Here is an 8,188-nt window from a genome sequence, read left to right as displayed (position 1 = left end):
ACTTTTAGGTTATGCAAACGATGGAGATATTGCAGAATTGTGGGAAAATAGCAAGCCGACACCTGCAAAAACATTTACTATCGGAGTAAATGAAGGTATTGTTCTTCGCAATGGTGCACCGAGTTTGTCAGCGGCAGTTTACGGTGTGTGGCCGAAATATTCACAATTTAAATATGATTCGGTTCATATCGCAGATGGCTATGTTTTCTTAGGTGGTTCTGATGTTAACGGAACACGCATTTATATCCCTGTGGGGCCGAATGACGGCAACTCATCGAATACCTGGGGAACTGGTTATTAAAGCAAATATCTCTCAATTATTAATGATTGAGAGATGTTACATATATATTCCCCGTATTAAAGTTAATCGTTTCTGTAAGCAAAATTGTAAATTAGTATTGATAGAGAAAAAAGAACTATTAAATAATATTATAGAATTTCTTAATCATTATTGGTAATGAATTTTCTATCTAAATTTATTATAAGATTAGATAGTTAATTAGCTCAAGGAGTTGACTTTTTAAGTGGACTATCGGATAATTTTCTTGAGGGAAACTTAACTTATTCTATGTATCGTGAAGGAGGAATGATTTAATGGCTGAAAAAGAAGTAGTTTTTAATAATATTCTTACTTTAGCTAAATTGGTTAAAGATAGATCTACAAGAGAAATGACTCCTCTTAGACTACAAAAAACTTTATATTTTATTTTTGCCTTTTATGGAGCTACATTGGGACAACTTAATTCAGAAAATGAGGCAGAGAAAAAATTCGAGGGAAGTTCTGACTTTCCTAAATATATTTTTTCTGAAAAATTCGAAGCTTGGCAATACGGTCCAGTTTTAAGATGTATTTATAACATTAACAAGCGTAATCCTGAAAAAATAGATGAAGCAGAGAGCTGGAATCCTTTAACTGAACAGGAACGTGCTGTTGATGAGTTAATTACCCAAGTTATCAAACAAACTGATGAGATGGGAGATTTTACATTAGTCGAAAGAAGCCATGAAGATTTAGAATGGCAGAACGCTTATCAAGATAATCAAAGGGAAATGAACAAAGATAAAATCATAGAGGAATACAAAGCTAGTGTTATTTGATTTTCAAGTATCTAAAAAAAATGGAACGCAAGTAAGTAATGAAGTCGTAAAAAAAACTTTAATGCCTCAAAATACAATTGATATAAAAGCCAAATTAAAAAATGGTGGAGAAATTTTTTTAGAAGAACCTGATAGAACAAGACAGATAGATGTGTCTAGTGAATTTTTAATTTCAAAAAAACTACCAAAAAAACAGTTTACTAATTTTATAAATAAAAATAATGTACCTATTACGACAAAGGAGACTCTTGATAAAATAATTAATGACATAAGTTACATTTGTTCTAACAATGAGCAAGTTGATTTTTCTAAGGGGAATACTGACACATTACGATGTGTTTTAAAAGAATATGGAGTAAATGAAACTTTAAATGCCGAAAATGAGACAATATTTAAGATAGATGGAATCCATCATTATGAAAAGGGCAATAAAGAAAATCCCTTTCGCATTTACTTGAAAATTACTGAGACAGGCAATAAAGAAACTAATTATAAGTTGATTTTTTGCGATATATATCATCTTTGTTTAATTTCAGGACATAAAGGACTTAACCCAGAACAAGTGAAAGAAAGAACTTTCCAAAAATACTATTCTTGGTTTTGGATAATAAAAACCTGGTTCTTCCATTTCCATATAGATTAACTTTAAATTATACTCACTCAGCATTTCTTTCAACTTTAAATACATACACCCCATCACTCCAACTATTCATTTTCTTCTAAAGCTTTAGCAATTGCAATCGCTTTACGCATTGTCTCCTTAGATATTTCTTTTCCATCAAAAGAAAAAACAGTATCGTCTTCTGATAAATCCACATGTTTAGGCGTTTCTCTTTCTTCTCTACCTAGAAGGAAGTCTACAGAGACATCGAAATAGTCAGCTAACCGAGCTAACTCAATAGAATTAGGAGTTTGTCTTTTCCAACTTCCTAAATATCCATTCGAATACCCGAAATTCATTTCGAGCTGTCTAATGGATAATCCTTTTTCTTTTGCTAACTCCTTTATTATTTCGTAAGTATTCATTGATAAATCAACCTTTCTGAATGCTTACAAAAAAAGTTAAGATAAATAATATAAAAATAGTTGACTTATATACATTATTAAGCTATACTATGTTTTGTAAACAAATTTAACAACTAAAAAGACAACAAAAAATACTATCGATTAATAAACGCCAACCGCCAAGAAAGCTTTTTAAATCAATTGTTTTATGTCTTATTTAACTATGCATTTAGTATAGATTATTAATCTAATAAAGTCAACACTGGTTAGATAATTGTTGTTAAATTTGTTTACGAATATAAAAGAAAGGAATGAGAAATATGAACACACCACAAATTTTTAATTTCGAACAAAACGAAGTTCGGACAATTTTAGTAAATGATGAACCGTATTTCGTAGGAAAAGATGTAGCCGAAATTCTTGGATACGAACGCGCAGACAACGCTGTCAGAAATCATGTTGATGAAGAGGATAAGCTAATGCACAGAATTAGTGCATCAGGTCAAAATCGTAATATGACAATCATCAACGAGTCAGGCCTTTACAGTTTAATCTTAAAATCAAAACTTCCCTCTGCCAAAAAATTTAAACGTTGGGTAACAAGTGAAGTGTTGCCAGCAATTAGAAAACATGGAGGTTATCTAACTCCAGAAAAAGTAGAAGAAGCTTTGCTTAATCCAGATACAATCATTCAATTAGCAACTCAACTAAAAGAAGAAAGAACTGGAAGATTAATCGCAGAACAAAAGATTGCAGAGTACGAACCCAAAATCTCCTATTTAGATAGCATATTATCTTCTACAGATTCAGTAACAATTAGCCAGATTGCAGCAGATTATGGGATGTCTCCACAACAGATGAATAAATTACTTCATAAACTAGGTATTCAGAAAAAAGTCGGTAACCAATGGTTATTGTGCAAAAAACACATGAACCAAGGATACACAAAATCTCATACAACTGAGATCCCGAAAGCCGATGGTGGCTCTAAAATTGTAATGAATACCAAATGGACACAGAAAGGGCGTCTATTTATCTACGAATTACTAAAAAAAGAAGGATATTACCCTCAAATGGATTTAGAGTAAATTGGTTAGAAAGGAGTTTTAGTATGACTGACATTGCAGAAATCACTCAACGAGATAGAGAAAAAATCAAAGAATATGTCGAAAGTTCAAAGTTCTTAACTTACACCATGCTTGCTGAAAGATTCGGCATTAGCAAAAGCTACTTATCTTTAATTTTAAACGGTAAAAAGACTTCTGCAGAAGCAAACAGAATTATAGATTCGATTATCACTATGTACGAATTGTAAAGGGAGGAACAACTAATGCAATATCTAGAAGCTAAAATTCCAGTACCTTCAGATTACGTTATTATCTCTAAAGTTGAATATGAAGAATTAAAAAAAGCTGATGAGACAGGAAACTGGATGACGTTGAAAGAAGTATTAGACAGGGTAAATCGTGGATATGAATGGTTTACCAGTAATGTATTGAAAAATCCCAGATATAGAAAAATATTAGATATAGATAAAAATAAAGATGGTTTTGTTTATTATCCAGGGGACGGTCGCGACACCTATCTTTTTCAAAGAAGAAAAATGCTTGAATTTTTAGATGAAAATTTTGCAGATATTTTAAAGAAAGGGAGCAACTAAAACTTGTAAATAAGGGCAATGCAACAAATACAAACAAAATAACTAAGGAGGCAGAACATGAAAATAACAATCGAATGAACACCAGAAGAGATAGCAAAAATGCTCCAAGCTATTGAGAGTAGCAAGGATCCAAAAAATATTAATGTAAACCCGCAATGTGGCATTAATAAAATATCGGAAGAATTAGCTAGGAGAATAACTACTCGTCAAGAGAAAATTGAGAAAATTTTATCAGGAGTGAAACAAAATCAGAATGGGAGATGAAAAAAATGCAGAAGGAACAGTCATTACAAATTAATGTGGAAGTTAAAGGAATTGAAGAAGCTACAAAAAAAGCAGAAAGATTAATTGGATTAATAAAAGAAGCCAAAACGTTGGCAGACGAATTGGCTTCAGTTGAATTTGATGTAGATCTTAAAAATTAAGTTCTATTTTCTGTCCACAAGTACACTTAGCACCATTTGATGTTACTTTAATTGTTTTTCCGCAATTAGGACACTTTATAGGATGGCCACCCTTACTATCCATAGCTTTTTTTGCAAGTGTAGCAGGATCATTTAATTTTTTTCTTAAGTTATCCATACCATTTATCTTAATACCCATAATATTTCACCACCAATCATAAATTATTTCAGCAGACCACTTGCTGATAAGAAAATTATACCAGAAAGGAAGAAACGGAAAATGAATATGAAACACAAAAAGCTCCAGTATGATCCGGAGCGAAAAAGACTAAAAAAAATGCCAGAAACTATCTATACTACAGTTATTTTAATTTTAGCGGCTGTTATAGGTTATTTGTCACATTGAGTGGAAAAAATAGCCCAAGATAAAACCGATAATTCCAGAAATTAGAGAATTGACAAGAGGTTGAGCGATGAGTTCCTTACGTGCCTTTAAAAGTAAAGCATGCTGTTCTTCTGCATTGTCTTTGCCTTTGAGAGTTAGTGAAACATGCGTAGCAAAAATTAAGGTTGATGATTTTTTATTTTTACTTTCTTCATATATTCCCTCATCAATAGTTCCGACTGTTTCAAATGTAAAAGAACTTTTAGGAGATAACTCAACAAAATTACTTTCTTCCATTTGATGCAAGATTGATTGCAAGTCATCACGATTCAACCACTTAAATTTTCTTAGTATCTTTTCAATTGATACAGAAACTTCTGGCTGAACATAAATAAATTTAATTATTTTTTTAGTTGTATGTTCTAGGTTATTCATGCTAACTACCACCTTAAATTAATTATTTTGACATAGTAAGTGCCGATAAACTAATTATACCAGAAAGGAAGTAAACCAAATGACAAATTTAGTAATTATGAAAGATCAACAAGCAGTAACAAGTAGTTTACAAGTTGCAGAAACTTTCGGAAAAGAACACAAAGTTGTTCTAAAAGCCATTGATGAATTAAAAGAGGGGGTGGCACAAAATTATGCCGACCTATTTTACGAAGATACCTACATTCATCCGCAAAACAAACAATCTTATCGCCAAGTAATTATGAACCGTGACGGATTTACATTATTAGCAATGGGATTCACTGGTCAAAAAGCTTTGCAATTTAAATTGAAATATATCGAAGCTTTTAATCAAATGGAAAAAGAAATTCAACAGCCTAAACTTCCAACCTCGCAAAGACAATTGGCGATGCTTGCTTTATCAGCAAATGAAGAAACAAATGAGCGTGTAGATGTAATTGAAAAAGAAGTAGCCGACTTAAAAGACAATCAAAAAATCGGTGCAGATGATTATAGCTACTTGTCACGTCGAGTTCATCAACGAGTAGCAGAAGTTGCAAGAGGATTTGGAAAAATCACAAAGGAACAGCGTGGCAAGCTTTACAAAGATATTAATTCAGGTATTAAGCAAATCACAGGTGTGGGTACCCGATCACAATTAAGAGAAAAACATTATCCAATGGTAATTGAGTATATCAATGACTGGGAGCCGTCTACAGCCACAAAAACAGTTGTAAGACAAATGAGCTTTGACTTAAACGACATTGCGTAAGGAGAATATTATGGCTTATACAACTGAACAAGAAAGTTGGATACTCAACCAAATCAAAAAAGAGCGTAAACAGCTACAAGATGATAGAGCAGCGCTTAGACAATCAGAACAACTGACCGAAGGAAAAGCATATCAAATTGAAAAAGAACTTGAATTTTTAAGATACTTAGAGATTCAAAATAGAATGCATATTTAAGGAGAAATGAAATGAGAAAAATTTATAACTTAAGAAGAATTGCAGTGTTGCTAATCGTTTTCGGATTGGGGTTGATAGTAGGCGGAAATTTTAATCCGATTATCCAAAATATTTATATCGGCTTATTCATCATTTGGACACTGTTTTATGATCTGGCACTTGAAGATAGAGAGGTTAAGAAGTGACAAGAAAAGACAAATTAGAACAAACAAAAAAACTTGCTGATTTATGGTACAAGCAACAAAAAAATAAAATATACATTGCGCAACAAAAAGAGCGTAGAGGTGTCGCATGACGACAAAAAAGCGACTTAAGCCGGCAAGCAATAAGTCGCATACAAAAATTATACAAGAAAAATTATATCACAGAAATGAGGTCTTGTTAAATGGCTGAACAACTAAATGTTTATCAAAGATTAGCAGAAGTAAGAAAAAAAGTATCTTATTTAAAAAAAGAACAATCAGGAAGTCAATTTAATTATGTTGGGTCAAGTGATGTCCTAGGAGCTTTACATTCAAAAATTAATGAAATGGGATTGTTATTACAGCCAGCAATTACAGGCCATAAAGTTAAGGACCAGATAGAGATTATAAATCAATACAATAAGTACACGAAACAGACGGAACAGAAACAAAGAATAACATATTTTACTGAACTTGAGATGACTATGCGCTGGATTAATATTGATAATCCAGAAGATTTTTTGGAATCAAAGTGGTATGCACAAGGTGTTGATATTGCTGGTGAGAAGGGTGTAGGTAAAGCATTAACTTATGCAGAAAAATATTTTTTATTGAAATTTTTTAATATTGCAACAGATAAAGATGATCCTGATTCATTTCAAAAGAAGCTTGATGCTAAAGAACCAATAAATTTGGTTAATGGTAAACAAATATCAGAGATGAACGATTTAATAAGAAAAGTAGCGGAACTAAGCTCAAGCGATATGCAAGTTGTTAGAAATGGATTGTTGCAACATGTTGGTGCACAAACATTAGACAGTATGACAGATAAACAGTATCCAGAAGCAATGAGACAGTTAAATAAGTGGAAAAGTAACTATGAAATAGAGATCAATAAAAACAATACAAATGATCAAGTAAAAAATATTAACTGGGGGCAAAGGTAATGACAAATGAATTAACAACAAATGTGCAGTTTAAAGTAGATTTTAAAGCCAGTGAAATAACAATTCAGAACGAATCGCAACTAAAAGAAATGGTTGATAAAGCAGTAAATCATTACTCAAGTATGATTTTTACAGATGCGAATATTCCAGAAGCCAAGCAAGCAAAAGCGGATTTAAATAAAGTGGCGACACTTTTAGATAATGAGCGCAAAGCAATAAAAAACGAGTATAACAAACCCTTGAAATCGTTTGAAGACAAAATTAAAACTTATGTTGGACAAATTAAGTTAGTAAGTGATGGCATCAACGAAAGTATCCAATTATATGAAGAAACAGAACGTTCTAAGAGGCTTGAAAAAATCAAAGATACTATTAAAGAAATGTCAGAAAACTATAGCGTTGAGGTAGAAGAAGTAGGTATTAGAAATAACTGGTTAAATAAGAGTTCTTTTACTGCAAAAGGAGAAATAAATAAAAAAACTTTAGAAGAAATTGCTGCCGATATGACAATGATTTTTAAAGAAAAAGAGCGAGTTATAGGAGAAAAAGCGATTATAGAAAATTATGTAAAGGCATTAGGATTAGAGCCTTACTCGTGGTTAAGTCAAATTGATAACGGAAAAACTGCTGCAGAATTCATCATTGAGATTGATGCTGCACTAGCAAAGAAAAAAGCCGCTGAACAAAGGGCTATAGAACAACAGAAAGCACATGAAGAATATGAAGCAGCAATGCGAGAATTAAATGAAACAGTCGTAGAAGATAAAGTAATTGACAAAAATACAGGAGAAATAGTCAGTGAACTATCACCAAAAGCGGAAGTAAAAGATACAAATAAAAATACAGTAACATTACGACTTTCAGGTTCGCACAGTCAATTGACAGCACTTAATGAGTTTATAGTTGATAGTGGCATTATGGTGGAAGTGATTGAGTGATTGGAAAAATAATAAACCACATAGGAAATAAATTGGTCATCGAATTTGAGGATGAAATAAATTCAAATTTTCTCGAACTTCTGGCTAATAACGATGATAATTTAGCGAAAGTTGAATTCTTAGATAATCGACAGATGTCTCAAAAACA

15 protein-coding genes are annotated in these 8,188 nt (G+C 32.1%); 12 read left to right on the top strand and 3 right to left on the bottom strand.

The annotated features are described in order from the left end of the window. From ACTQZK_RS13175 to ACTQZK_RS13165, 3 genes are all read left to right on the top strand, one after another. Positions 1 to 301 (top strand): SH3 domain-containing protein (locus tag ACTQZK_RS13175; protein WP_441562955.1); only part of this gene is annotated, 301 nt, incomplete at its 5' end. A gap of 293 nt (positions 302 to 594) precedes the next feature. Further along, the gene (locus ACTQZK_RS13170) at positions 595 to 1,098 is read left to right on the top strand and encodes a Panacea domain-containing protein (RefSeq protein ID WP_142425754.1); all 504 of its coding nucleotides are present in this window, start codon (positions 595 to 597) and stop codon (positions 1,096 to 1,098) included. Beyond that, positions 1,088 to 1,741, top strand: coding sequence for a hypothetical protein (locus ACTQZK_RS13165; RefSeq protein WP_441562954.1), 654 nt, complete (start codon positions 1,088 to 1,090; stop codon positions 1,739 to 1,741). The genes ACTQZK_RS13170 and ACTQZK_RS13165 overlap by 11 nt, the downstream gene beginning before the upstream one ends. A 62-nt stretch (positions 1,742 to 1,803) precedes the next feature. On the opposite strand, the gene ACTQZK_RS13160 is transcribed toward ACTQZK_RS13165, so the two are convergent. After that, the gene (locus ACTQZK_RS13160) at positions 1,804 to 2,124 is read right to left on the bottom strand and encodes a helix-turn-helix domain-containing protein (protein WP_128437535.1); all 321 of its coding nucleotides are present in this window, start codon (positions 2,122 to 2,124) and stop codon (positions 1,804 to 1,806) included. A gap of 299 nt (positions 2,125 to 2,423) precedes the next feature. Here ACTQZK_RS13160 and ACTQZK_RS13155 point away from each other — a divergent pair, with 299 nt between their 5' ends. The 4 genes from ACTQZK_RS13155 to ACTQZK_RS13140 all read left to right on the top strand — a co-directional run bounded on the left by ACTQZK_RS13155 (position 2,424) and on the right by ACTQZK_RS13140 (position 4,188). Then, entirely contained in the window at positions 2,424 to 3,191 is a 768-nt protein-coding gene (locus ACTQZK_RS13155) for a phage antirepressor KilAC domain-containing protein (protein ID WP_441899742.1), read from the top strand. A 23-nt stretch (positions 3,192 to 3,214) separates the two neighbouring features. Beyond that, a complete protein-coding gene (locus ACTQZK_RS13150; RefSeq protein ID WP_002296611.1) occupies positions 3,215 to 3,418 on the top strand; it encodes a helix-turn-helix domain-containing protein in 204 nt (67 codons plus the stop codon). A gap of 15 nt (positions 3,419 to 3,433) precedes the next feature. Further along, entirely contained in the window at positions 3,434 to 3,763 is a 330-nt protein-coding gene (locus ACTQZK_RS13145) for a DUF771 domain-containing protein (protein WP_141442174.1), read from the top strand. A gap of 269 nt (positions 3,764 to 4,032) precedes the next feature. Continuing rightward, entirely contained in the window at positions 4,033 to 4,188 is a 156-nt protein-coding gene (locus ACTQZK_RS13140) for a hypothetical protein (RefSeq protein WP_010822645.1), read from the top strand. On the opposite strand, the gene ACTQZK_RS13135 is transcribed toward ACTQZK_RS13140, so the two are convergent. Together ACTQZK_RS13135 and ACTQZK_RS13130 are read right to left on the bottom strand one after the other, a co-directional pair. Next, positions 4,178 to 4,366: a hypothetical protein gene (locus tag ACTQZK_RS13135; protein WP_010822646.1), complete on the bottom strand. Its 189-nt coding sequence runs from the start codon at positions 4,364 to 4,366 to the stop codon at positions 4,178 to 4,180. The two genes, ACTQZK_RS13140 and ACTQZK_RS13135, sit on opposite strands and share 11 nt — an antisense overlap. A gap of 198 nt (positions 4,367 to 4,564) precedes the next feature. Next, a complete protein-coding gene (locus tag ACTQZK_RS13130) occupies positions 4,565 to 4,987 on the bottom strand; it encodes a hypothetical protein (RefSeq protein ID WP_010828994.1) in 423 nt (140 codons plus the stop codon). A gap of 79 nt (positions 4,988 to 5,066) precedes the next feature. Between ACTQZK_RS13130 and ACTQZK_RS13125 the strand changes: the two genes are divergently transcribed. The 5 genes from ACTQZK_RS13125 (at position 5,067) to ACTQZK_RS13105 (ending at position 8,040) form a co-directional block, all read left to right on the top strand. Next, positions 5,067 to 5,777: a Rha family transcriptional regulator gene (locus ACTQZK_RS13125; protein WP_441899741.1), complete on the top strand. Its 711-nt coding sequence runs from the start codon at positions 5,067 to 5,069 to the stop codon at positions 5,775 to 5,777. A 10-nt stretch (positions 5,778 to 5,787) separates the two neighbouring features. Then, on the top strand, positions 5,788 to 5,973 hold the full coding sequence (locus tag ACTQZK_RS13120) for a hypothetical protein (RefSeq protein ID WP_002364665.1): 186 nt from the start codon (positions 5,788 to 5,790) through the stop codon (positions 5,971 to 5,973). 11 nt (positions 5,974 to 5,984) lie between these two features. After that, the gene (locus tag ACTQZK_RS13115; protein ID WP_002395693.1) at positions 5,985 to 6,158 is read left to right on the top strand and encodes a hypothetical protein; all 174 of its coding nucleotides are present in this window, start codon (positions 5,985 to 5,987) and stop codon (positions 6,156 to 6,158) included. Between the two features lie 200 nt (positions 6,159 to 6,358). Beyond that, positions 6,359 to 7,102, top strand: coding sequence for an ERF family protein (locus ACTQZK_RS13110; RefSeq protein ID WP_002401996.1), 744 nt, complete (start codon positions 6,359 to 6,361; stop codon positions 7,100 to 7,102). Continuing rightward, on the top strand, positions 7,102 to 8,040 hold the full coding sequence (locus ACTQZK_RS13105) for a DUF1351 domain-containing protein (protein WP_441899740.1): 939 nt from the start codon (positions 7,102 to 7,104) through the stop codon (positions 8,038 to 8,040). The genes ACTQZK_RS13110 and ACTQZK_RS13105 overlap by 1 nt, the downstream gene beginning before the upstream one ends. The last annotated feature ends 148 nt before the right edge of the window (positions 8,041 to 8,188 follow it).

The sequence above is a fragment of the Paraeggerthella sp. LCP19S3_G8 genome (assembly GCF_052119225.1).
GTDB classification, from domain to species: Bacteria; Actinomycetota; Coriobacteriia; order Coriobacteriales; family Eggerthellaceae; genus Paraeggerthella; species Paraeggerthella hominis.
Note: the sequence above shows the minus strand (reverse complement) of the source record. Positions and strands in the feature narration are given on the sequence as shown.